Here is a 26298-nt window from a genome sequence, read left to right as displayed (position 1 = left end):
ACAATGTGTTTCAATGAAACTAACGGAAGAATCTCGAAGTTGATGTCCATGATAAAAGCATTGCCAATTAACCTCTCCAACCTACAGAAAACAGTACTCCAACAAATAGTGAGAGGGACAACAAACCCCTATCGCCTTGTTAGACGAGCCAAGCTAATCTTAGCCGCAGCATCAGGAGAGAGCAATAGTTCGATTAGTCGAAGATTAGAATTAGACCGAGTACAAGTGCGTCAGTGGCGATCGCGATGGTTTGAGGAGAGAGAAAAACTGAGTGCCGCCGAAGAACAACAGGTAACGGAGAAAGCATTAATGGTCTTGATCAAAGGAATTTTAAGCGATCGCCCAAGACCTGGAACAACAAAATCCTTTACGGTCGAACAAGTAGTCCAGATTGTAGAGATCGCTTGTGAAGAATGTGAAAAATCAGACAGACCAGTGAGCCATTGGACACCTTCAGAGTTGGCGGATGAAGCCATAAAAAGAGGAATTGTCGAAAAGATTTCCCCCCGTAGTATGGGGCGTTTTTTAAAAAGAAGCGACATTACAACCACATCTCGTTCGTTACTGGTTAAATGCCAAAATTGATGATCCCTTAAAATTTAAAAAGCAAGTCAAATATATCTGTGAACTTCATCAAGAAGCTAAAACTTTGTTAGAACAAGGAATTCATTTAATTAGTACAGATGAAATGACAGGGATTCAAGCTCTTGAGAGATTATTTCCGAACAAAAGAATCAAGCCTAAACAAGTAGAAAAAATCGAATTTGAATATGAAAGACACGGAACTTTAAGCTTGATTGCGAACTGGGATGTGGCAAGAGGAAAAGTTGTTAGTCCCTCTATTGGACCGACAAGAACAGAACAAGATTTTTCTGAACATATCCAGAGAACGATTAAGATTGATGAAAAAGCAGAATGGATTTTTATTGTAGATCAACTCAACACTCATAAATCGGAAAGCTTAGTCAAATTAGTAGCAGAAAGCTGTGGAATTACTATTGATTTGGGGAGAAAAGGAAAGGAGGGGATTTTGCAATCTATGGACAGCAGAGCAGATTTTTTATCAGATGAATCTCATCGAATTCGCTTTGTTTATATTCCCAAACATACATCGTGGCTTAATCAAATTGAGTGTTGGTTTTCGATCTTAGTCCGGCGTTTACTCAAAAGAATTACTGTCCGTTCAACTGAAGAACTATCCCAAAAAATTCTCAATTTTATTGATTACTTTAATCAATATTTTGCTAAGCCGTTCGTTTGGAAATTTAAGGGCTTTAAAGATCATAAGTGACTGGTGGATTATTTTTGCTAAGCTGCACTAGATAATGATGGATTATGGCGGACAGTTTATCAAAAGTATTATCGTCAACTATGCAACGATATTGTCCAGATTGCTAAGAATTATATGACCGCTAGAAATACGTTAATTGAAGCTTACTCTCAACCCAAATACTCTAATATATCGTTGTCTGAAAGCCATATAAAAAAAATGTTAGAAGACGAGATACCACAATCTGGAAGTTCTAACAATAAACAGCAAGAAATGATTCTATCTCAAGGAACGAGTACATTTAATTATATTCAGACAAATACTAATAATGATTCTCATCCCAAAGATAGCTACGAATTACGTTATGCTTATCAAAATCTCCAAATTTTAGGTCAGGATAATTGGAAATCTATCACCGACGACATGGTTAAATTAATTTGGTATGGTAGATCCCCCCAAAATTCCAAATATTCCTATTTAGCTGATTTTTTTGGAGAAGTGGGAGAATTGTTTGAAGATAGAAATAATTATTTTTTATCAGCTTTATTTCATACGATGGCCACAGGTGAAGTACCTACTTCAATTTGGAATAAATGTAAATTTCAAGCCAAATATGAGAAAAAATATAAGTTTATAAAAATTCCAGATTCACCGACAATAGAATTGAGTAGACGTTTGGCATTGTGGGAAAAAACTATAATATCTATTATTAAGCTATTAATTAAATTTTATCAGTTTTGGTCTCAACCTTATACACCTAAAGAGGATGAGAAAAAGACAGGTAAAGTCGTATTGCTTAGATACCTTATCATTTTTGTTTTAACAATAATTTTGATCGATGGACTTAAGTTTTCACCAATTAAGATCGGACAAGATGCCTTTAAAATTAGCAAAAATTGGGTTGATAGACAATTAGATCCAGACTCAGCATTAACTAAAGAAGATAAAGAACAGTATATGTCAACTACCGTTCCTGCTTTGGATAAAATAGTCAATGATTTTGTTAAATATAGTAAACCCAGAGAAAAAGTTAATAGGGAAAATTTCAACAGAAATACAGTTGAACAAGCAATTATTAAGATACTGCAAAACCCTGAATCAGATTTTCAACTAGCATTTTTTACAAAAAATGCAACGGGTGAAAAATCAAAATGGTTTACAGCAATTAAAGAATATCAAACAAGAGTGAGTAGTGACGATACTCCTACAAACCTTAAGGCAGATGGGATTATAAAGACAGGTGAAAATACAGACCAAAGGTTGAGATGTGATATAGTTAATGAACTAAAATTAGAGTTTGATCAGAAAAAAGTAACTCAGTGTAATCAGTATGGAGTTGACTTAACTAACCAACAACAAATACTACCAACAGACTCCACAGAAGTCCAAAATTGGAACAAAAATCTTGAATCTTTAAACGCTTTAGTCACTGAGTTTAAAACCAAACATACAATAACCTATGAGACTAGTCTTAACAATCAAATTTCAGAACTGTTAACTCAAAGAAATAAAGACTATGATCAGATAAACCAAATAGATCCAACAAATATCAACTCAGATAGGAAAGTTTGGTTAGAAGGAATTAAAACATATCAGAAAAGTAAAGGAGCAACAAAACCTGATGGTCTCATAGATAAAGATGGAGCTACTTATAACCATCTTAAATGTGATATTGCTAAAGGTTTAGGAATAATATTAAACAATCCACCTAATCAGTGTAAATAACTAATTACAGATCCCGAAATGAAGCCAAATGACCATAATAACAATTCACGAATTTAGCACCGGAATCGCTGTCCAAGGAACCCCCGAAAATTGGTGGTCTACTCGATTTACAGGTTATATGAATCTAACCCTAGCAAAAGTTCCTGCTGTGCTTCAAAATGCTATTTCTAATCGTTTATTTCAAGTGGCAGAAGGAAGTGTTAGAGAAGCAGTTGAAACCGCCAGGGCAGCGAAACAAGCCCACTCCGATGAATGCTTCCGTAATGCTATTGAGGGAAAGTTTGGACAAGCTAAATGAAGATTTAGCCTAAATCTCGTGATGACAAAACTCCCTGAAACCTCCATTACATCTATTGCTATTACATTTTTAGTTGTCAATCTTTCTAAACTTCTGAGGCAGTTTTTGTCGCTTTTTTTGTCCTTATTTACTAATAATAGAACAGGGGAACTCATCAAACCGCCTTTCATTAATTTTGATTATACTTTAAACAATTTTTATGTACTAAAACTTATTGATTTGTCAGAAAATTCTTGGTCAAAAGTGGCATAAATTTTGGAGAAACTTTTTCAGCAAACCCTAATATAAAGTTTCGCTGGAAATCACCTCAAGATACAGTTCCCGATGATGCTTATATCATAGTCCTTTTTGATATGAGTGGAAGTATGCAATGTTCCACCGATTTAAACCGTAAAGGAAACTGTAATAAAGTTCCCAAAGGTCAAAGAAAATATGATGCAGCAATAGATACTTTAAAAAACTTTGTAGAAGAAGCGAAAACATGGAAAGGAAAGACACAAGTTTCTATCGTTCCTTTTGGGAATCGAGTTAAAACAGGAAATTGTAACTTTTCAGAACCTTTTGTAAATGTTAGTCCAGATAACCTTAATGATTTTCAAAATGTAGAATCTACTGAACTAACGAAATTTCTTAATACGGATTTATCCAATAAAACCCCCTGCACAGCAACGAATATTTATGAATCTCTTTATAAATCAGTTGAGTTTTTAACGAATGATTCTGATGAGCGTTTTTATCCGGTAAATCGAGAAGGAGAACCAACAGATAATCAACCTCGTTTATCCATTATTCTTTTCACTGATGGATTTTACACAGACACCTTTAATAAAGATGAAACTATTGCAAGAGGTAAACAACAACAACAGATCGATAAAATAGCAACACTATTAAAAAAGAATCCTTAATTAGCTATTCATACATTGGGTTACGGACTAACCCCTAAACAACTAGGACAAAAATACGGGTTGGGACGAGCAGTTAACTGGAATAAGGATATTGATTGGGGTAACGATAAAACCAAACTCATTCCCCGAGTAGAATATCTGGATGAACAAGCTATTAACAATATTAGTAGTCTCACCAATGGAATATCTAGAATTGCAGGAAATAGTAAAGAAATAACAGAGAGCTTAAAGCTTTTTCTACAAGCTATTTTAGGGGAATATGAAATCATTTATAAACATCATAATCCCCAAAGAGGAAGAGTTTACCAAGTGATTTCTTCCGTTAACCCTGTTGAATCAAACTCTAAAGAATACCGTTTTACTGTCATTGGTATTACCGCACCTCCTAATATTGTAGCAGGAGCTTTTGGAATATCAATAATCTTTATAGGATCATGGTTTATTGTTTATTTTCTCTGGAGAAAAGAACTTCAAAGTTAAACCAAAAATATAGCGTTTCTCGGACTCATCAGGTACACCTAATATCGCGCCTCCGAACTCCGAAGAAAACTGTGTACCTCATAAGTATGAGAAGTGCTATAGATTGATAGCTCATTTAGCAAACTTGATGTAGTTTCTGTAAATAGGGTAAGCTTTCCATTACCGTGTCAAAATCCTGCACAAAATCAATTAAACAAGCCACTTCATTAATGCCTATTTCTTCCAGTTTGGCAATAAAAGGCACACAAGTTTCAGGAGTACCAATTAATGAACGTCCCTTCATAAAACCCTCCACACCAAACAGTAATAAACTATCGAGATCATCTTCAGAAAAGTTTTTTAAACTCACATCTAACCCCATCCCTTTCGCTAAATTTTCCAGTAAATCATAATGGGTTTTCAGATAATTACAAAAGGGTTGTCTCACCTTCTCTTTAACTGTTTCTGTTTCTTCACCCAAAAAAGTATGTATCATTAAAGTAACTTTCTTACTGTCAGGATCATGACCAGATTTTTCTAAATATTGACGATAGAGCTTAATTTTTGGCGCAACTTCTTCTAAAGTGCCACCTAATAAAGAGGTTAAAACATTTGCCCCCATTTTTCCCGCCTCTATAAAGGTTTCTGGAGACTGACAAGTAATCCAAATAGGTAACTCTGGTTGTATGGGTTTGGGCAGAATTTTGGCTTCTACGGCTCTTCCAGAAGCATCGGCATATTCTACTCCTTCCCCTTTCCATAGCTGTTGTAGGGCTTTAACACCGCGCCACATGGTTTGTTTACGATGGGTATGGAGATCACGGGAAAGAATAAATTCATCCATTGTCCAACCCGAGGCAAAGGCGATCGCAACTCTTCCATTAGATAAATTATCTACCACTGCCCATTCTTCGGCTATTCTAACGGGATGGTGTAACGGTAACACCACGCTACCTGCTCGCAGTTGTACCTTCTCGGTAGCCATAGCTAAAGCAGCATTAACCACCGAGGGGTTGGGATATAATCCCCCAAAGGCGTGAAAATGGCGTTCTGGTATCCATACAGCAGAAAAACCATTTTGATCGGCAAATTTTGCACTTTCCAGCAGTAAACGGTATTTATTGGGTTGAGCAACTGAGCCATCGCCATCGAAGTAAAATAAACTAAAATCCATTGTTTTTTTCCTTAATTTTAATTAAAATTGTCAACTTGTAGAACGAAAAAGTAAAGAATTCTAAAGTCCTAACTCTTCATCGGACATATTCTCCACTTCTGCCAATAAATCAGCAATTTCCTGTTGCTCATCCTCACTAGGTTGATTTTCTTCAATCAGTTTAGCAATACCAGCAACGGTAGGAGACTCGAAAAGAAACTTTCTCATGGGTAACTCCACTTGAAACTCCTCTCTTAGACGAGAAATGGCTTGAATAGCTAATAAAGAGTGTCCCCCCAACTCAAAAAAGTTGTCATTAATACCGACTTTTTCTATGCCTAATAGCTCTTGTAATGCCTCTGCAACCTGTTCTTCTATGTCATTACGGGGGGCTTCGTAAGGAGTGTTTAAACTGGGTCTTTGGTAGCTAGAAAGGGCTTCTCTGTCTGCAAATGTTGGAGGTACGATCTCCTGGTTCATACGGGTTGATAAGTCACCCGGGGAGACGATAATCTGAGGATGGGAGGCATGGGCTAATATTCGTCCCGAAACGTCCCAAACCTCTTGGGGAGTCATAGCTAAGTCTAATAAGGCTAACCCTGTTTTCTCTGGGGATACATCTTCGTCTAACTGACAAGCATCCCAGTTCAGAGTATACCAAGGGGTCGAGCCTGTTTGGTTCCGTTGGGTGGCGAAAGTATCCATGAATGTATTGGCCGCAGCATAGGCAGCGAACCCTAAACCACCCACCACAGAAGATAAAGAAGACTGTAACAGGTAAAAGTCTAGGGTGTGTCCTTGTAATACTTCTTCTAGTACCAATAACCCTTTTATCTTCGTTTTCCACTGGCGATCGAATTCTTCTGGGGTGAGACGGGGAAGGGGACAACTGGAGCGATCGCCCATAGTTCCTGCATGAATCACTCCATCAATTTTCCCAAATTTTTCGATGGTTTGGTCTATAATTTCTTTTACTTGCTCTTTATTGCTTAAATCAGCGTTAAAAAAGAGGAATTCTGTGCCACCTGTCCCTAATGCTTGCATTTGACGCACACAACGGGTTACCTCTTCTTGAGGACTATGGGTAGCTAACCACAGATCCCATTCTGTTTGGGGGGGTAAGTTTTTGGGGCCAATAAGTACCAGTTTGGCGTTAATAGTTTGTTTTAACCATTGAGCATACACTAATCCTAACCCTTCGACAAAATTGCCAGCAATAAGATAGATTCCTTTTTGTTTCAAGGGTATAGCCTCTTTCTCTGCTTCTGCAAGGGGTAAAGGTTCAAAGGTTTGTACCCAACGATGATGGCCTCGATAAGCAACTACTGTATCCTCAGTGGGGGTTAATAGTTCGGTGAGTAGAGAGTTGATAGATATGTTATGAGCAGTTATATCAATAGTTTGACAATTAATATTAGGAAACTCTTGAGAAATGACTTTAGATGCTCCTAAAATAGTTGCTTTACCAGGGTTTAAGGTTTCTGTGCCAATGACATCATGTAATCCCTCAGCGATCGCAGTCATGGTTACTGTTTCTTTCTGTTGCCCAATAGTTTGAGATAAATAGACTAAACTATAAAAGCCTAAGTCTTGACATTGTTCAAATATTTCAACTTTTTTATTTAACCATAAATTAAGAATTTTGTGAGGTTTTTGAGGTAAGCTTTTCCATAGCTTTTGATAATCTTCGGCACTTTTAGGATTAATAATATATTGTTTTTCAGCAATCTGTGTGAATTCGTCTCCAATGCTTACAGTAACAATATTTTGATTAGATTTTTGAAGACTACTAATTAAAGCATTAGAAAGTTCACTTTCATCTGTTAATATTAAGCAATTTTGAGACTCTATTTTACTATTTTTTGGTAATGGTATTCGTTTCCAAGCAGGAACATAAAACCAGTCAGCCATATCGGGGTTTTTTATTAGAGAGGTTTCCTCTGTTTGGGTAACTGGTTCTGATGGAGATATATCCACCCAATAACGTTGACGTTCAAAGGGATAAGTAGGTAAGGGAATGCGAGAGGGTTTTTCATGGGGATAAAAGGCTAACCAGTCTATTTCTACGCCAGTTTGCCATAGTTTACCCACTGTATTAAGGATAAATGATTGATCTGAGATGGTTTCTTGGGGATGACGTAGGGAGGTGAAAACAGGGATATCTGCTTGCTGTTGTTTGCTTAAAGTGCTTAAAGTTCGTCCTGGCCCTATTTCCAAGAAAAGGCGATCGCTTGTTTCCAATAGTTCCTTGATGCCATCATGAAAACGAACAGGTTGGAGAAGGTGTTGTATCCAATAGTCAGGATCAGTAGCTTGCTCTGGAGTTATCCAAGTACCTGTTAAATTGGAAATAAAGGGTAATTTAGGATAATTTAGAGAAATTTGCCGTATTATGTCCTTAAACTTGCCAGTAATAGGCTGCATCAAAGGAGAATGGAAGGCGTGAGAAGTATGGAGAGAACGACAGGCAATATTTTTGCTAGTTAAACGTTTTTCTAATATTGCGATCGCTTCTATGGTTCCTGATACCACAGATAAGTTTGGGGCGTTAATAGCGGAAATAACTAAATCTTCTGTTAATAAACTGCTCAACTTTTCTTCTGATAAAGAAACAGAAAGCATTGCCCCAGGAGGACATTCCTGCATCAGTTTTCCTCGCATTGCCACTAGATAGAGAGCATCTTGCAAAGAAAAGACACCTGCTATTGTTGCTGCCACATATTCCCCAATACTGTGACCAAGCATAGCATTGGGTTGGATACCCCAAGACATCCACAGTTGAGTCAAAGCATATTCAATGACAAATAATGCAGGTTGAGCATATATTGTAGATTGTAAATTTTCTCCAAGTCTCCCCGTCTCCCCGTCTCCCCGTCTCCCCGTCTCCCCGTCTCCTTGTCTCCTCGTCTCCCCGTCTCCTTGTCCAAAAATAATCTCCCGTAAGTCACACTCTAAATGCTCTTGAAGCAAGTCACAGCAGCGATCTACTTCTTGTTTAAAAACCGGTTCAGTGTCGTATAGTTCTTTCCCCATCCCTACATATTGACTGCCTTGTCCTGAAAATAGAAAGGTTATTTTAGGAGAAGATAATAAAGGAATAGGTTGAGGGTCTGATTTTAAGGAGGCGATCGCTTCTTCTGTTTCCTGACAAAGGACAAAATGACGATATTCCATGCTTTGACGACCTATTTGTAAAGTATAGGCCGCATCAGCTAAGTTAATATCTGGATGCTGTTTTAAATGATCCGCTAAATTTTTAGTTATGGTTTCTAAAGCTGTTGATGTTTTAGCCGACAACAATAATAAACAACTGCTAACAGTTAACTGTTCACTGCTCCCTGCCTCTTCTAAAACAACATGAGCATTAGTTCCACCCATACCAAAGGAACTAACACCAGCACGACGGGGGTTGCCATTTCGTTGCCAGTCTTTTAGTTGAGTATTAACATAAAAAGGATTATTATCCCAATCAATTTGGGGGTTAGGCTGTCTAAAATTAAGACTAGGGGGTATTTTCTGATTTTTTAGGGCTAAAACAGTTTTAATTAAACCTGCAATACCTGCTGCTGCATCTAAATGACCGATATTAGTTTTCACAGAAGCGATCGCACAAAACTTTTCTTGTTGTTTACTGTCTCGAAACACCTTAGTTAAAGCAGACATTTCAATAGGATCACCCAGAGGAGTTCCTGTGCCGTGAGTTTCGATATAATTAACCGTTTCTGGTTCAACTCTAGCTTTTTGAAGAGCTTTTTCGATAACTTCTGCTTGTCCTATAACACTAGGGGCAGTTAGTCCCACTTTTTGCGAACCATCGTTATTGATAGCAGAACCTTTAATAAGGGCATAAATATGATCTCCTGCTTCTAGGGCAACAGATAACCGTTTCAAAACTACAATACCCACCCCATTACCAAACACAGTCCCTTGCCCCTTGGCATCAAAAGCACGACAAAAGCCGTCGGGGGAAGCAATACTATCTTCTTGGTAAAGATAGCCTGATTTTCCCATTGTACCAATAGTTACCCCTCCAGCTAAGGCCATATCACATTCTTGGCTTCGTAAACTTTGACAGGCTAAATGAACAGAGACAAGGGACGTAGAACAACCTGTTTGCACCCCACAACTAGGCCCTTTTAGGTTCAGTTTATAGGAAACCCTGGTGGGCATTAACCCCATGACATTACTGATCACCACCTGAGTTTTATTTAGAGACTGTCTCAGGTTACTATTGCCATACAAGTTAACCAGATAACTATTGAGTGCTGCGCCCCCAAATACTCCGATCGCACCCCCATAACGTTCGGGGTCATAACCTGCATTTTCTAGGGCTTCCCAGGCGCATTCCAGGAACACACGATGTTGGGGGTCAATAACTTCTGCTTCTCTAGGAGAATAGCCAAAAAAGGGCGCATCAAAGCTATCTATTCCCTCAAAACTGGAATAGGCGTTGACATAGTTGGGGTCATTAACGGTTTCGGGGTCAACTCCATGGGCTAATAACTCATATTGAGAGAGAAAATCGATAGAATTAACCCCATTACAGATATTTTGCCAAAATTCGTCCAAATTTTTTGCCCCTGGAAACCTTCCTGCCATACCAACTATGGCGATGGGTTCATTTTGAGCCAGTTCCACGGCTTGGAGTTCGTTGCGAGCTTCTTTAAGGGCTGCTAGGATACGTTGTGAGGTTGATGATTCAGTCATTGTTTCTGTTTTTTAATAAATTTTCTAATTCTTCTAATTCTTGGGCGATGGCACTATCTTCCTCTAGGGTTTGAGAAGCATTTATATCTTCTTCTAAGGTTTGAGAAAGGGAAGTTTCTTCGTTGTTTATTTTGGTCTTAACACCTGTTGACTCCCACTGAGAAGGAAACATTTCCTCAACTAAATATTCAGCTAAGGCGTTAATGGTGGGATATTCAAAAATAACCGTTGAGGGAAGGGTTACGCTTAAACCTGTTTCTAAACGGTTTTTCATTTCCACTGCCATTAAAGAGTCCATTCCCAGGTCAAAAAAGCCTTGTTGGGGGTTGGGGTTAGTTTTCAGTCCAAGAATGGGAGCAACTTCCTCTTGTAAGTGGTTAACGAGGAAAGAAAGACGATTTTGTGGCAGAATATCGGTTAATTGTTGGCGTAACTCTGATGCTTCTCTTTGTTTAGTTTCCTTAGTTTGGGCAAAGTCTTCAAAGTAGGGAGATGTTGCCCCAGAAGACAAAAACTGTGGCCAGTTAATGGGAACAACCCCTACTTGAGTAGATTCTTCTGTAAATAGTTTTTCTAAGATATCTAACCCTTGTTGGGGAGCGATCGCCCCAATACCTCGGGCTTTCATCTGTGCGTCTACTTGGCGTTTGGCTGCTGCCCCAATATCTGACCACACACCCCAGTTAATACTCAAGGCCGGTAGTCCCTGCGATCGCCGATAATGAGCTAAGCTATCAAGAAATGTATTCGCCGCAACGTGGTTTCCTTGTCCGGGAGAACCTAATAAGGAAGCGGCTGATGAGAAAAGGATAAAGAAGTCTAAAGGTTTATCTCTGGTTAAGTTATGAAGGTTCCAAGCTCCTTGTACTTTGGGAGCCATTACCTTATTAAACCGTTCCCAGTTCATTTGTAGTAATACTCCGTCGTCTAATACTCCGGCAGCGTGGATGATACCCTTTAGGGGAGGTTGGGGAGAGGGGGGGACGGGGAGAGGGGGGGACGGGGAGAGGGGAGGTTGGGGAGAGGGGGGGACGGGGGTGGTGGTTTGGATGTTTTCTAAGATGTTTGCTAGTTGTTCTTTGTTGGAGACATCTCCTTGAGCAACGGTAATATTGCCTCCTAAAGCTTCTAAGGCTTGTATTTCTTGTTTTTGCTGGGAGTTGGCTTTACTTCTTGCCATCAATACTAAATTTTTGGCTCCTTTTTCTATCATCCAGCGAGCTACTAATAAACCTAAACCTCCTAACCCTCCAGTAATAAGATAGGTTCCATCTTCAGAAAAACCTAAAGGCATTTTTTGTATAGGCGAACGGCCGTTCGCCCCTACAGATATGTTGTTTAATTGCTCAGAACTACTAATATTTTTTAATTCTGGGTTATAAGAAACAACTATTTTGCCAATATGCTTTCCTTTCTGCATATAACGGAAAGCTTGAATAGTTTGCTCTATGGGAAAGACGTTACGAGGTAAGGGTTTTAAGCGATCTTCCTCAAACTTTTGTTTTAACTCAGTAAGCATCGACTGAATAAGTTGCGGTTGCTGTTGCGCAATAGTAAGTAAGTCTATGGCAAAGTAAGAGGCATTGGGTTTAACTTTATGAACTTGTTCCCTTGTCCAAATATCTCGTTTACCTATTTCTAGAAAACGCCCTTCATCAGCTAATACAGAGAAGCTTTTTGTAATAAACTCTCCTGAGAGGGAGTTAAACACCACATCAACCCCTTTCCCTTCGGTAATAGTCAAAATTTCTGCTGCAAAGTCTAATGTTCGAGAGTTCATCACGTTTTTCACCCCCAAAGACTTGAGAAACTCCCATTTATTGGGACTAGCTGTGGCAAATACTTCTGCTCCTACTTGTTGAGCTATTTGTAGGGCGGCCATCCCTGTTCCCCCGGCTGCTGAATGAATGAGGATGCGATCGCCTTTTTTAATTTTCCCTAGACGATGTAAGGCATAGTAAGCGGTTAAAAAGTTGGCTGGAATAGTCGCTGCTTCTTCAATGGTTAAGTTTTTGGGGCAATGGCTAACTAACTGGGTGGTTATGGTGACATACTGACTAAAACTACCTGGGGCTAACGCTAAAACGCGATCGCCTTTTTTTAGTTCATTGACTCCTTCTCCAACCCTCACCACTTCCCCGACACATTCAACCCCAAACCATTCTCTCTCAAATGGTAGTAACCCTAACCCGTCTAAAACGTCGATGAAGTTGAGTCCGGTTGCTCCTACTTTAATCTCTACTTCACCCTGCTCAGGAGATATACGTGACGTTGGAACAAGCTCTAAGTTGCTGAGAGTCCCTTTTTGTGAAATATCTAACTTAAAGGCTTCATTCTGAGGAATTTCTAGTTTATATGGCTCAATTTTTCCATGACGTACTAACCTTGATACCTGAAGTTGATCATCTCTTAAAGCAACTTGCGTTTCTTTTTCTGTTGACTCAATGACGCTTAATAGGGCTTGAATTTGTTTTTCTGGAGCAATTTTAGTATCAAGATCAATACATCTACAGTTTAATTGAGTATGCTCTAAATTAATAACTTTTCCTATTCCCCATAATGAAGCTTCTGTTAACCCTGGTAAAATATCCTCTGTTTCTGTGGATACTGCACCCCTGGTTACTATTGACAGTGTGGGGGGTGTAGATGAGTTTGCTAAGGTTTGGACAAGGGTTAAAACGTTAGTACAGCCTATTTCAGAAGCTGTTTCTAAGTCTTGGGTAGTTAGGTTAGAGGGTTCGGGACTGTCTAAACTTCCTAGATAGATAATGTGTTGAAATTCATCTAAATTATCTATTTCTTGACTAAGTATGGCATATTGTCCTTTTTCTTGTAAATAATTAACTAAATTCTCGGCAAAAACATCTTTATCTCCTAATATTAACCAATTTTTCGGAGCAGAAGCTTTTTTCTGTCCTAAAATAATGCTTTGTTGTGAGACTGTTTCCCCTTGCTTTTGTTCTGGTTTCAGAATAGCTGTATGTTCAAATTCTCTGTCAATTAATAATTTTTGCCATTTTTGGGCAGATATCAAGGGATAATCATTCCTTACTTCATCATTAAACCTCCACCATCCCTCTGTTAACCCAAAGATCAGATCCAACCACAGCAAAGCACTGGTATTTTCTAGCAACAATAACATCCCTTTCGGGGCTAATAACTGATGAACATGGTTTATAGTTTCTTCTAGGTTTTCTGTAGCGTGTAAAACGTTAGCAGCAACGATAATATCGTAAGATTCTGCTGAAAATCCTTGTTTTTGAGGATCTTGTTCAATATCTAAGGTTTGGTAACTAATAAAGGAATAATCAGAAAATTTTTGTTTCGCTTTTTCACTAAAAATAGGCGATATATCACTAAAACAGTATTCTGTCTGTGCTGAATCGAGATAAGGTAATAAATAAGCCGTTGTTACTCCGGTTCCGGCTCCTATTTCTAAAATACGAACTTTTTTACCTTGAGGTAATGTTTCCAGGGCAACACTAAGGGTTTCTTGTACTAAAGTATTCATCATCTTCGCCCCAGGAGAGTCTTGATACAACTGGGTAGCGGTGCTTAAGTCTCCTTGGGGAAATAGTAGCTGCACTGGATCGCATTTTCCTTGTAAAACTTGTGCTAGTTGAGAAGCGCAACGATGGAGTAATGTTAATTCTATTTCGGCAAAGGGATATTCTTTTAATAACTCTTGTTTTTGCCTTTCAATGGTTGCAGAGTTTGACGTTTTAATTACTTGCCAATGATCGTCTATTTTGTTTAAAATTCCTGCTTCTGTGAGATTTTTAAGGAGATAATCTGTTAATCTCTGATATTTTTTCGCAATGGTTAGAGACTGTTTTGATAAGCTTTGATTTTCGGTAAACTTCCAGCCCATGCCCTGAAATGCTTGGATAATATATTTAGGCTTAAATGGTCTAATTTTGGCAATAATTGCTGATAATAAGTTATTTCAGTCTTATTTACTAATTCTGTGAAACGAGGAGTCAGGCGATCGCTAATTTTCTGGGGGGTGAGAAAGTGTTCAGAGGATGCTGTGAAAATTTGTTTTTGTCGCCACTCTATCCCATAAAGCCAGTCTGTGTAAGTATTCTGTGAACTAGCAAACAAAGTTTCGGGACTAACAGGGCTAAGTTGTATCCCTTCAACAGTAGCAATAATAGTTCCTTGAGGTTCTATAATTTCAACATCTGCAATTAAAGTATGTTGTATAGAAGACTTACGGGATCGTAGTTTAACATGACTCCATAAATGAGTATGGGAAGTGTTTTCATAAAGAGTAAATTTATCTAAACCAATAGGAAGATAAGTTATATTTTGATCTTCTTCTAATAAGGTAATACCTATCCCCTGAAAACAAGCGTCTAACAAGACAGGATGAATGGTATAAGGGTTAGTTTGAGAAAGTATTTTTTCTGGTAAAGATATCTCTGCTAATGATTCTTCTGATTTATTTTTCCACAGTTTTTTTATAGCTTGAAAGTTAGTATCAAGATGAACACCTCTTTGAGCTAGTTTTTGATAATATTCCACCGTATCTACTAGGATATTACATTCTTCTTTTATATCGTTCAAGTTAGCTTTTATTATCTTATTCTCAGTTGACAAAAATTGTCCTTTTGCATGAAGTTTCCAGTTAGACTCTTCTTGACTAAATATTTCATATATATATGTATTCTCATCTTCTTTTGGTGTTAAAAATGTTTGGATTTTTTTCTCACTATCCTCTTGCAATATCAAAGGCTTTTGAATAGCAACACTTTCTAGGATAATAGCTTGAGTGTTTAAAGCTTTAATTCCTGCGCTTAGTGCCATTTCTAAAAATCCTGCACCTGGAAGAATAACCTTATCAAAGACACGATGATCTTGTAAAAAATTAGGTTCATCTTGACTAATTTCACTCTCAAATAAAATAGTATCAGATTTTGCTAAAATTAATTGATTACCGAGCAAAGGATGTCCTTTTATTTGCTTATTTTTGTTGGGTTTTGTTGATGATGATGTAAACCAATATTTTTCTCGTTGAAAAGGATAGGTTGGTAAATTATTAAGATAGTTTCTAGGATAATCTTTGTCAAATTCCTCCCAATCAATAACATATTTCTTAGCATATAATTCTCCCAAAGTCAATAACATTGTTCGCCAATTTTCCTGCTTTGGATGTAAACTAGCTAACCAGCAAATATTCTGTGCTTTATTACTATTTTCAACAACTGTTTTTCCCATATTTAATAAAGTTGGTTTTGCTCCTATTTCGAGGAATATTTTAATATCTTTATCTATTAAACATTCTATTGCTTGTGAAAATCTTACTGTTTCTCTGATCTGATGACACCAGTATTCGGGTGTGGCTATTTCCTCAGTTATAACCGTTCCTGTTACAGTGGAAACTATTTTAATTTTAGGGGATGAATATTTTATCTGTTTGGCAATAGTTTCAAATGCTTTTAACATGGGTTCCATCATGGGAGAATGGAAAGGGTGAGAAACTTTTAATGTTTGGTTTTGAATACCGTTTAATTCTAGTTGCTCAATAATCTCTTGTATAGCTTCGCCTTCACCAGAAATAACTATGTTTTGATGATGATTTATAGCAGCAATGGAAACTTTATCTTGATAAGAAGCAACTGCTTTTTCTACTGTTTCTAAAGGAGCAAAAACAACAACCATTGAGCCATTTTCAGGAAGTTCCTGTATTAACCTTCCCCTAGCAGTAATCAGTTTTAAAGCATCTTCTAAACTAAATACACCAGCTAAAGTTGCTGCTACATATTCCCCAATACTATGACCCATCATCATATCAGGTTTAATACCCCAAGATAGCCACAGTTTTGCTAAAGCATATTCTATGACAAATAAAGCAGGTTGAGTATTAATGGTTGAATCTAGATTATAAGAATTTTCTCCTGTTCCCTGTTGCCCTCCCCCCTTACTAAGGGGAGGTTGGGGGGGATAGTCTATTTCCTCTTTACCAAAAATAACCTCTTTAATATCCCATCCTAAATAAACTTGAAGAAGATCAGAACAATGATCAACTGTTGCTTTAAAAGTGGGTTGAGTTTGATATAGTTGTTGTCCCATTCCTACATATTGCGAACCTTGTCCAGTGAATAGAAAGGCAATGGCCGGAGAAGATCCCCCCCAACCCCCCCTTACTAAGGGGGGGCTATTTGTAGAAGATCCTCCTTTTCCCAAAGGGGGGCTATTGGGAGAAGATCCCTCCCAACCTTTCCTTGACAAAGACGGGTTATTTGGCGATAGGGTATTATCTATTTTTTCTAATGCTTCTGTTGTGGAACCAGCTACAATACTAAAACGGTAATCAAAAGGCGATCGCCCCTTATTTGCACTGTAACAAATATCAGCAAAAGAAAGATTTTGATGATTGTTTAAATAGGTTCTATATTGTTCTATTTGTGCTTTTAAAGCCGTTTCTGTCTTAGCTGATAGGGTTAATAAATGTAAGGGACGGTCAACTTTTGGGGTTTCAACAACCTTTGGCGACGCTTCCCCTAAAATAACATGAGCGTTTGTACCACCAAACCCAAAAGAACTTAACCCGGCTAACCTTTTGTTTTCACTACGTTTCCAGGGTGTAGCTTGACTAGGAACAGTAATAGGCAACTCATTCCAGTTGATATGGGGACTAGGGTTTTGAAAATGTAGATGTGAGGGTATTTCTTCATGTTGCAAAGATAAGATAACTTTAATTAACCCGGCAATACCTGCGGCCGCTTCTAAATGACCAATATTGGTTTTCACCGAACCCACTATTAAGGGTTGCTGTGGGGAATGGGTTTTGCTGAAAATAGCCCCTAACGCCCCTATTTCAATGGGATCGCCGAGAGATGTTCCTGTGCCGTGTGCTTCAATATAACTTATGTCAGAAGCATCAACCTTGCTGTTTTCTAATGCTTGACGGATCACGGTTTGTTGAGAGGGACCATTAGGCACTGTTAAACCGCTACTACGTCCATCTTGGTTAACCGCAGAACCCCGAATGACGGCTAAGATATTATCCCCATCTTCTAAAGCTTGTTCGAGACGTTTTAAGACAACTACCCCACAACCTTCGGATCTGACAAAACCATCTGCACTGCCATCGAAGGTCTTACAACGACCATCGGGGGCTAACATTTGCGCTTGTGAGAAATTAATGCTAAATTCGGGGGAAATTAAGCGATTAACTCCTCCTACTATAGCTGTTTTACATTCCAGGTTACGTAAGCTTTGACAAGCGAGGTGTATTGCTACTAGGGAAGATGAACAAGCGGTATCAACGGCTAAACTAGGGCCTGTTAAACCCAATAAAAAAGAAAGTCGTCCGGCGGCTACACTATGAGAGTTTCCTGTAGCTAAGTAAGCATCGATATCATCCACTTCACGGGTTAACAACTGCTGGGAATAATCATTACTACTTATGCCTATAAACACCCCTGTTTGAGTACCTGCCAGGTTTTTCGGGATAATACCAGAATTTTCTAATGCTTCCCAACTGACTTCTAATAATAGACGTTGTTGGGGATCTATACTAATAGCTTCCCTGGGAGAAATGCCAAAAAATTCTGGATCGAACTCCTGTAACTGTCCAATAAACCCCCCATAACGGGTACATATTTTGCCGACGGTTTTGGGATCGCTATCGTAGTATTCATCGACATTCCAGCGATCTGAAGGCACAGAAGTAATGGCATCTTTTCCCTGTTTTAATAACTGCCAGAACTGAGTGGGGTTATCGGCGCCAGGAAAACGGCAACCCATACCAATAATGGCTAGGGGTTCACTTTTACTTTCTTCTAACTGTTTGAGTTTAGCCCGCATTTGTCGCAGTTCTTTTAAAGCATTCTGCATTAGGGCTGCATAATCTTTATTTTCTGCCATTATTCGTCACCTCCTTGAATTTCTGAAAGTTCTTGGGCTAACAAGTCAGCAATATCGTCTTGAGATAGATTTTCTGTATCATCTTCTTCTAATGGTTCGATGGTTTCTTCTGTTAGTTGGAGGACTTCTGTAGCTATATAACTAACTAAAGCGTCTCCGGTGGGATAGTCAAAGGCTATGGTTGAAGGGAAGGTACAAGCAAAGGTGTTTTGTAAGCGGTTTTTAAACTCCATTGCAGTTAAAGAGTCCATTCCCAGATCAAAAAAGCCTATTTCCATATCGACATCAGAAGGGTTGAAACCTAGAACCTGTGATATTTCTGCACGAATATGCTCCCTTAAATAATTTTCTTTTTCTTCTGGGGGAATATCTTCTAATTGTTGCAGAAAATTGCTACTACTATTGGTTGATGTCGCTTTTTGCTGCTTAAAGTTGCTAAAAAATGGTATATTTTGTTCAATTTGTAAAAATTCATCCCATTTGATGGGAACAACACCTACTTGTGCTAAAGAGTCTTTCATTAACATCTCTAAAATGGTGATTCCCTCATCAGGTGCGATCGCTCCAACTCCTTGACGTTTGACTTGACGTTTGGCTGCAGCCCCAATATCTGACCACAAACCCCAGTTAATACTTAAGGCCGGTAGTCCCTGCGATCGCCGATAATGGGCTAAGGTATCTAGAAATGTATTAGCAGTGACGTGGTTAGCTTGTCCAGGAGAACCTAGTAAGGAAGCTGCGGAGGAAAAGAGAACAAAAAAGTCTAGGGGTTTATCTTTGGTTAAGTTATGTAGGTTCCAGGCCCCTTGAACTTTCGGGGACATCACCTTATTAAACCGTTCCCAGGTAAGTTGTTTGAGAACTCCATCGTCTAATACGCCGGCTGCGTGAATGATCCCTTTTAGGGGAGAGAGGGGAGAGGGGGAGAGGGGGGGACGGGGAGATGGGGGGACGGGGAGATGGGGGGACGGGGAGATGGCTTTTAAGATGGTTGCTAGTTGTTCTTTGTTGGAGACATCTCCTTGAGCAATAGTAATATTGCCTCCTAGAGTTTCTAGTGCTTTTATTTTCTGTTTTTGTTCTAATTTTGGCTCATTACGACCCATTAAAACTATATTTTTGGCTCCTTTTTCTATCATCCACTGAGCAACTAATAAACCTAAGTCACCTAGTCCTCCAGTTATAAGATAGGTTCCATCTTCAGAAAATTTCAACGAAGACTGATCATTTCCCTCAGTCTCCGACTCTCCCAGTCTCCCAGTCTCCCAGTCTCCCAGTCTCCCAGTCTCCCAGTCTCCCAGTTCCCTATCAGAATAAGAAACAATAACTTTTCCTGTATGTTTAGCTTGCTGCATATAACGGAAGGCGGAAATAGCGTCTTCTCTGGGAAAAACTTGATAAGAGAGAGGTTGAAAGTTACCTGTTTGCAACTGTTCCCTCAAATGACACAACATCGACTGAACTAACTCTGGTTCCTCTTGACACACTTTAAACATATCCACTTGGAAATAAGCAGCATCAGGTTTTAGTTGAGAATGAATATCTAACCCCTCTGCTTTCCCCTCCTGGGAGAGTTGGGTAGGTAGCTGGCTCCCCTTACCAAGGGGGGTTGGGGGGATCTCCTCCTGAGATGGTTGGGTAGGATATTTGCCTTCTAACTTCAAACTTTTACCAATCTCAACAAAACGCCCGTTATCTTTTAAAATAGCGAAACTTTTGGAAATAAACTCCCCTGAAAGAGAATTTAGGACAATATCCACCCCTTCATCTTCTGTAATAGTCAAAATTTCTTCTGCAAAGTCCAATGTCCGAGAGTTCATAATATGACTTACCCCTAACTGTCTCAGGGTATTCCATTTACCAACACTGGCCGTAGCAAAGACTTCAGCACCTACTTTTTGGGCTATTTGAATAGCTGCTTGTCCCACCCCTCCAGCTGCGGCGTGAATTAATACGCGATCGCCTTTTTTTATCTTGGCTAGGTGATGTAAGGTATAGTATGCCGTTAGAAAGGTAACGGGAATGGTAGCTGCTTCTTCTATCGTTAAACTGTCAGGTTTAGGAGTTACCATCCCTGCGTCAACTATTACATAGTCCCTAAAACTTCCAGAAGCGATCGCCATAACTTCCTGGCCAATGTTCATAAGTTCAACATCTTCCCCTTTACTGATAACCTCCCCTACACATTCACATCCCAAGGGGCCTGCATCCCCTGGATACAAGTCTAAGGCGTTGAGTACATCCCTAAAGTTTAAACCTGTTGCTTTAACACGGATCTCTACTTCTCCTGACTTGAGGGAATGACGGTTTAGGGGTTGCCATTGTAAGTTTTCTAGGGTTCCCCGTTGGCTAATAGTTAACTGACGGGGTTGTGTTGTCGCTGTAGAAAGTTTTTGGGGAACTAACCTTGCTACATGACGAGTGTTTTTACTAAATGCTATTTGATTTTCTGGAGAATTTGCGTTAATTTCCTCTAATAAGACCTTAACCTGTTGTTTTAATTCTGTATTAATCTCTAAATCAACACAGACACTGTTAAACTCAGGATGTTCTAAGGAGATCGCTTTTCCTAGCCCCCATAAGGATGATTGAGTAATACTGACAACAGGATCATTTTTATCTGTTGCCATAACTCCTTTTGTCACTAACCAGAAGCGAGGAGGTTTGTTATAGGAATTTTGGATCAACTGTAAAATACTACGACAATGATTTTCTGATCCAGTTTCTAAGGTATCTATAGTTAAATCTTCTTCCGATGGATCATCTAAACCCCAAAGGTAGATAATCTGGTCAAATTGTTTTTTTTCTAATAATCTCGATATATCTTGCTCATTTTGGGGGTTAACCTGATAGTCTTTTGCTCCTATCTGTTGATAGTGACTGTCAGAGTAGGCAACAATACAGTTTTCTCCTTTGCTTTCCAATGTTTGCACTAGATGACTCGCTATCCCTTGGCGATCGCCTAAAATTAACCAATTTTTTGCCTCAGTATTAATATCTTCTGCATTTCTGGCCACCATAACCCCTTGTTGGGAAAGGAAACTATCAGGGTTAGAGTCGGGGGACAAAACAATAGACTCAACAAAACCATTTTTTTCTAAGAGTTGCTGCCACTGAGAAGGGGATATTAAGGGATAGGTTGGCCGTAAGTCGGTATCTGTAAACCTCCACCAACCTTCTGTTAAGCCAAAAATAAGGTCTAGCCAACGTAGGGGGCGAGTTCCTTCTAATAAGACTAACATTCCCTGAGACGTTAGTAACTGTCTGATATGGGTAAGGGTTTGCTGTAAGTCTTGGGTAGCGTGTACTACGTTAGCAGCAAGGATGATGTCATAATGTTGTAGGAGAAAGCCTTGAGTTGTTGGGTCTTTTTCTATATCTAAAACACGATAATCAACGAATGAATAAGCTTGAAACTGTTGACGAGCTTTTTCGGTGAATAATGAAGAAACATCTGTAAAAACATACTCAGTTGACAACTGATCTAGTTCAGGAAGTACATAAGCTGTAGTTCCCCCTGTACCTGCACCTATCTCTAGAATTTTTAGGGGACTCTCTGGGGTTTTATTGCTTAATGCTGTTAATATAACCTGTTTTACCAGGTTATTCATCATTTTCGCCCCTGTAGACTCCTGATACAGTTGTGTTGTCAGGGTTAAGTCTCCATCCGGGAACAATAGTTGCACCGGATCACAGTCTCCCCGTAACACCTCCGCAAGTTGGGAACCGCAACGCTGTAACAAAGTTAGTTCAGCAGAACTATCAGGTGATTTTCCTGTTCCCCGTTCCCTGTTCCCTGTTCCCTCAAAAACCTTAATAACTTGCCATTCTTCCCCTATTTTTCTTAAAATACCTTCTTCAGCAAGGATATTTAGTAGGCGATCGCATAACCTCTTATAAGTTGGTAAAATTCCCAATTTTTCTTGTAACTGAGAATTAGTAAAACGGGTTTCTAGTTCAAATTTAAAGCCTAGTTTTAAAAATGCTTCTAATATATAGTTAAAACTAATAGTTTCTAACTCAGATAAAAGTTCTTGATACTCAATAACATCAGATTTGTCTTTTAAATTTTGTAGTTTAGGTTCAAGATAACTTTCAATCTTTTGAGGGTTTAATAAAATATTTGCTGTTAGGGGTTGCTTGTTCCATTTAACCCCATACAACCAGTTTTCTAAGCTATCATTCTCTTCCTTTCCTAATAAAGTTTCTGGACTAGCTTTCCTTAATTTTAGTCCTTTTATATCAGCGATCGCTTCTCCATTTTCGCTCAATAGTTTTAAATCAATACTATTTTTCTCTGTATTTAGTTTTGCATATGTATATATTTTTGAACTATTGATATCTTGCTTATTGTCTGAAACAAAACTTTCCAAAGCAACAGGTAAATAAGTCTCTAATGAGTTTTCTTCTATTAAAACTATGCCAGTAACTTGCAGACAATTATCTAATAATATAGGATGTATTTGATAAGCAGAACTATTAATTATTTCCAGGGGGAGTTCAATATAAGCTAATGCTTCTCTTTCTAGTTTATAAATATGTTTAATTCCTTGAAAACGTTTACCATAGTTAATACCTCTTTCCTGACATTTCTGGTAATAATCATCTATCTGTAAACCTTGAGAAAATCTCTCTTTTTCTTCTTCTAAATTAATAGTTGATGTTACTATCTGTTTTTGTTTTAATTGACCACTACTATGTAATATCCAATCATTGTCTTGATCTTGTTCATTATTTAAACTATAAATTTCAAAACTGTAATTATTCGTTGTTTCTGAAACAAGATTAATTTGAATAGTTTTAATAGTATCAGGTGGTAAAATTAATCCTTGTTGAATAACAACATCTTCCAGATAACATTCCTGAGTCTTAAATATATTAATACCTGCTGTTAAAGCTATTTCTAAAAATCCTGCCAATGGCAAAATAGCTGTATCAAATACTCGATGCTCTCTCAAAAAAATAGGTATATTTTCACTTATTTGATTTTCAAAATAGATGTTTTTTGAACCAGCTAAATTTATTTTTTGTCCCAATAAAGGATGTTGCTGCTTTTGTTGATTAAGAAAACTTCTATTTACTTTCTTTTCTAGCCAAAAACGTTGTTTTTGAAAGGGATAAGTTGGCAGATTATTAATATAATTTATTTGACTATATTTATAAAATTCTTCCCAATTAATTGAAAAACCATTAACATATAGTTGCCCTAAAGTAAATAAAATTGTTTGCCAATTTTCCTGTTTCGGATGCAAACTAGCTAAGAAGGAAAAATCTTGATCTTTATTGCTATTTTCAATAACTATTTGTCCAATATTTGATAAAGTTGGTTTTGCACCGATTTCCAGAAATATTTTGATATCTTGTTCTACTAAATATTCCATTCCCTGTGAAAATTTTACTGCTTCTACAATCTGACGACACCAATACTTAGGTGTTGCTATTTCATCGCTCATCACTGTTCCTGTGACAGTGGAAACTAATTTTAGTTTAGGTGGTGAATAATTTATCTGTTTAGCAATAGCTTCAAACTCTCTTAACATGGGTTCTATCATGGGAGAATGGAAAGCATGAGAAACATTTAAAACTTGGCTTTTTATACCCTGAGATTCTAACTTACCTATAATTTCTTTTATAGCTGTATTATTACCAGAAATAATAATATTTTTGTGATGATTAATAGCAGCAATTGAAACTTGATTTTTATAATTACTAATCTTTTTTTCTACAGTTTCTAAGTCCGTAAAAACAGCAATCATTGAGCCATTTTGAGGAAGTTTTTGCATCAATCTTCCTCTAGCAGTAATCAGTTTTAAAGCATCTTCTAAACTAAATACACCAGCTAAAGTTGCTGCTACATATTCCCCAATACTATGACCCATCATAATGTTAGGTTGAATACCCCAAGATAGCCATAGCTTTGCTAAAGCATATTCAATAACAAATAAAGCAGGTTGAGTATTAATTGTTGAATCTAGATTATAACAAGTCTCCCCGTCTCCAAGTCTCCCCGTCTCCTGTTCCCCGTTCCCTGTTCCCTGTTCACTAAAAATAACCTCTTTAAGATCCCATCCTAAATAAGACTGAAGAATATCGCAACAGTGATCAACAGTTGTTTTAAAAGTAGGTTGAGTTTGATAAAGTTGTTGTCCCATTCCTACATATTGAGAACCTTGTCCCGTAAATAAGAAAGCAATAGGAGGAGAAGATCCCCCCCAACCTCCCCTTGTTAAGGGGGGGCTATAGAAAGGAGATCCCCCGGAACTGCCCCTTGTTAAGGGGGGGCTATTTGGATATAGGGAATTATTTAGTTTTTCTGCTGCTTCTAATGTGGAACTGGCTACAATACTGAAACGATAATTGTGATGCGATCGCCGTTTATTGGCACTGTAACAAATATCAGCAAAAGGAATATTTTGATGAGTGTTTAAATAAGTTTTATATTGTTCTATTTGTGCTTGTAAGGCGGTTTCTGTTTTAGCTGATAGAGTTAATAAATGTAAGGAAGATTCAACATTTTGTGTTTCAATATTTTCCTCAACTTTTGGACTTTCCCCAAGAATAAGATGAACATTCGTCCCACTCATGCCAAAGGAACTAACCCCGGCTAAACGACGACCTTTTTTAGCGGGCCAAGGTGTTAATTTTGTAGGAACATTTATGGGTAGTTTTTCCCAGGGAATATAAGGGTTAGGGTTTTTAAAATGTAGATGTGGGGGGATTTCCTGATGTTGCAGTGATAAAATAACTTTGATTAAACTTGCTACCCCAGCAGCAGATTCTAGATGACCAAAATTTGTTTTTACTGAGCCAATATTAATCGGGTTATCCTGTTCTCTGTTTTTTCCTAATACTTTACTCAAGGCTAATACTTCGATAGGATCACCCAAAGATGTACCTGTCCCGTGAGCTTCTACATATTGGATCTGGGTGGGGTCAACTTTAGCATTTTCTATTGCCTGACGGATAACTGTTTCTTGTGCGGAACCGTTGGGGGCAGTTAAACCGTTACTTTGCCCATCATGATTGACTGCTGAACCAAAAACAGTCCCTAAAATCTTATCCCCATCGGCGATCGCATCGGATAACCTCTTCAAGACGACAATACCACAGCCTTCCCCTCTTACATAACCATCAGCTTTTTCATCAAAGGTTTTACAACGTCCATCGGGGGCGAGGGCTTTTAATTTAGAAAAACCGATGCTAACTTCGGGGGAAAGCATCAAGTTAACCCCTCCAGCTAAGGCCAGATTAGATTCTCCTGTACGTAGGCTTTGAGCGGCTAAATGTACTGCTAATAAGGAGGAGGAACAAGTTGTATCTAACTGGATAACTGGTCCAGTTAGCCCCAATACATAGGCAATGCGTCCCACAGCAATACTACGAGTGTTGCCTAAACTGCTGTAAGCATCGATGAGAGTGGGATCTCCAGAGTTAAGGGTAAATCTCGAATAGTCATCGAAACAAATTCCCATAAATACCCCTGTTTTGCTCCCTTGTAAGGAGTCTAAGGGTTGCCCGGCTCTTTCTAATGCCCTATAACTAACTTCTAGGAGTAATCTTTGCTGAGGATCAAGACTTAGGGCTTCACGGGGAGAAATGCCGAAAAATTGGGGATCGAACTGGTCTACCCCTTCGATAAACCCACCGTAACGGCTGTACATTTTTCCTGGAATTTCAGGATCTGAGTCATAATAACTTTCCACATCCCAGCGATCGCTTGGGATATCTGTAATGGCATCAATACCATTGCGCAATAGTTCCCAGTAAGCTTCGGGACTGTTGGCATTCCCTGGAAAACGACAGTCCATGCCAATAATAGCGATGGGTTCGTTTTTTTGGCGTTCAAGGGCTTCTAGTTGTAAACGGGCTTGTTTGAGTGCCAGAAGCATCCTCTGGGCATCGGAAA

10 protein-coding genes and 1 pseudogene are annotated in these 26298 nt (G+C 38.5%); 6 read left to right on the top strand and 5 right to left on the bottom strand.

The features are described from left to right. Positions 1–3: 3 nt before the first annotated feature. The 6 genes and pseudogenes from CWATDRAFT_RS06355 (at position 4) to CWATDRAFT_RS06330 (ending at position 4678) form a co-directional block, all read left to right on the top strand. A complete protein-coding gene (locus CWATDRAFT_RS06355; protein WP_007304231.1) occupies positions 4–585 on the top strand; it encodes a helix-turn-helix domain-containing protein in 582 nt (193 codons plus the stop codon). A gap of 64 nt (positions 586–649) precedes the next feature. After that, the gene (locus CWATDRAFT_RS06350; RefSeq protein ID WP_007303371.1) at positions 650–1291 is read left to right on the top strand and encodes a transposase; all 642 of its coding nucleotides are present in this window, start codon (positions 650–652) and stop codon (positions 1289–1291) included. Positions 1292–1489: 198 nt separating this feature from the next. Further along, entirely contained in the window at positions 1490–2995 is a 1506-nt protein-coding gene (locus tag CWATDRAFT_RS06345) for a hypothetical protein (protein ID WP_232287021.1), read from the top strand. 232 nt (positions 2996–3227) lie between these two features. Then, positions 3228–3545, top strand: a pseudogene (locus tag CWATDRAFT_RS37065) (transposase); the annotation flags it as partial. Next, complete coding sequence (locus tag CWATDRAFT_RS06335; protein WP_007304228.1) at positions 3527–4198, top strand: vWA domain-containing protein; 672 nt, start codon at positions 3527–3529, stop codon at positions 4196–4198. The pseudogene CWATDRAFT_RS37065 and the gene CWATDRAFT_RS06335, both read left to right, overlap by 19 nt. 15 nt (positions 4199–4213) lie before the next feature. Then, a complete protein-coding gene (locus tag CWATDRAFT_RS06330) occupies positions 4214–4678 on the top strand; it encodes a hypothetical protein (protein ID WP_007304227.1) in 465 nt (154 codons plus the stop codon). 115 nt (positions 4679–4793) lie between these two features. Here the strand turns inward: CWATDRAFT_RS06330 and CWATDRAFT_RS06325 are convergent, their stop codons facing one another. The 5 genes from CWATDRAFT_RS06325 to CWATDRAFT_RS06310 are packed head-to-tail and all read right to left on the bottom strand — an operon-like array spanning position 4794 to position 26200. Beyond that, a complete protein-coding gene (locus CWATDRAFT_RS06325) occupies positions 4794–5831 on the bottom strand; it encodes an LLM class flavin-dependent oxidoreductase (RefSeq protein WP_007304226.1) in 1038 nt (345 codons plus the stop codon). 60 nt (positions 5832–5891) lie between these two features. Next, positions 5892–10517, bottom strand: a complete 4626-nt coding sequence (locus CWATDRAFT_RS06320; protein ID WP_007304225.1) for a type I polyketide synthase — start codon at positions 10515–10517, stop codon at positions 5892–5894. After that, entirely contained in the window at positions 10510–14388 is a 3879-nt protein-coding gene (locus CWATDRAFT_RS39415; RefSeq protein ID WP_007304224.1) for an SDR family NAD(P)-dependent oxidoreductase, read from the bottom strand. Before CWATDRAFT_RS39415 ends, CWATDRAFT_RS06320 begins: the two co-directional genes overlap by 8 nt. Beyond that, positions 14340–18392, bottom strand: coding sequence for a type I polyketide synthase (locus CWATDRAFT_RS39410; protein ID WP_007304223.1), 4053 nt, complete (start codon positions 18390–18392; stop codon positions 14340–14342). Before CWATDRAFT_RS39410 ends, CWATDRAFT_RS39415 begins: the two co-directional genes overlap by 49 nt. Continuing rightward, positions 18392–26200, bottom strand: coding sequence for a type I polyketide synthase (locus tag CWATDRAFT_RS06310; protein WP_007304222.1), 7809 nt, complete (start codon positions 26198–26200; stop codon positions 18392–18394). The genes CWATDRAFT_RS39410 and CWATDRAFT_RS06310 overlap by 1 nt, the downstream gene beginning before the upstream one ends. Positions 26201–26298 lie beyond the last annotated feature (98 nt).

The sequence above is a fragment of the Crocosphaera watsonii WH 8501 genome, assembly GCF_000167195.1.
Taxonomy (GTDB): domain Bacteria; phylum Cyanobacteriota; class Cyanobacteriia; order Cyanobacteriales; family Microcystaceae; genus Crocosphaera; species Crocosphaera watsonii.
The sequence above is the reverse complement of the archived record's forward strand: the minus strand, read 5'-3'. Positions and strand labels throughout refer to the sequence as shown.

Bases quoted from the DNA above. Each gene is read 5' to 3' on its own strand.
- CWATDRAFT_RS06355 (WP_007304231.1), top strand. From the start codon at position 4: ATGTGTTTCAATGAAACTAACGGAAGAATCTCGAAGTTGATGTCCATG.
- CWATDRAFT_RS06345 (WP_232287021.1), top strand. From the start codon at position 1,490: ATGTTAGAAGACGAGATACCACAATCTGGAAGTTCTAACAATAAACAG.
- CWATDRAFT_RS06325 (WP_007304226.1), bottom strand. From the start codon at position 5,831: ATGGATTTTAGTTTATTTTACTTCGATGGCGATGGCTCAGTTGCTCAA.
- CWATDRAFT_RS06320 (WP_007304225.1), bottom strand. From the start codon at position 10,517: ATGACTGAATCATCAACCTCACAACGTATCCTAGCAGCCCTTAAAGAA.
- CWATDRAFT_RS39415 (WP_007304224.1), bottom strand. From the start codon at position 14,388: ATGGGCTGGAAGTTTACCGAAAATCAAAGCTTATCAAAACAGTCTCTA.
- CWATDRAFT_RS39410 (WP_007304223.1), bottom strand. From the start codon at position 18,392: ATGGCAGAAAATAAAGATTATGCAGCCCTAATGCAGAATGCTTTAAAA.
- CWATDRAFT_RS06310 (WP_007304222.1), bottom strand. From the start codon at position 26,200: ATGGACTGTCGTTTTCCAGGGAATGCCAACAGTCCCGAAGCTTACTGG.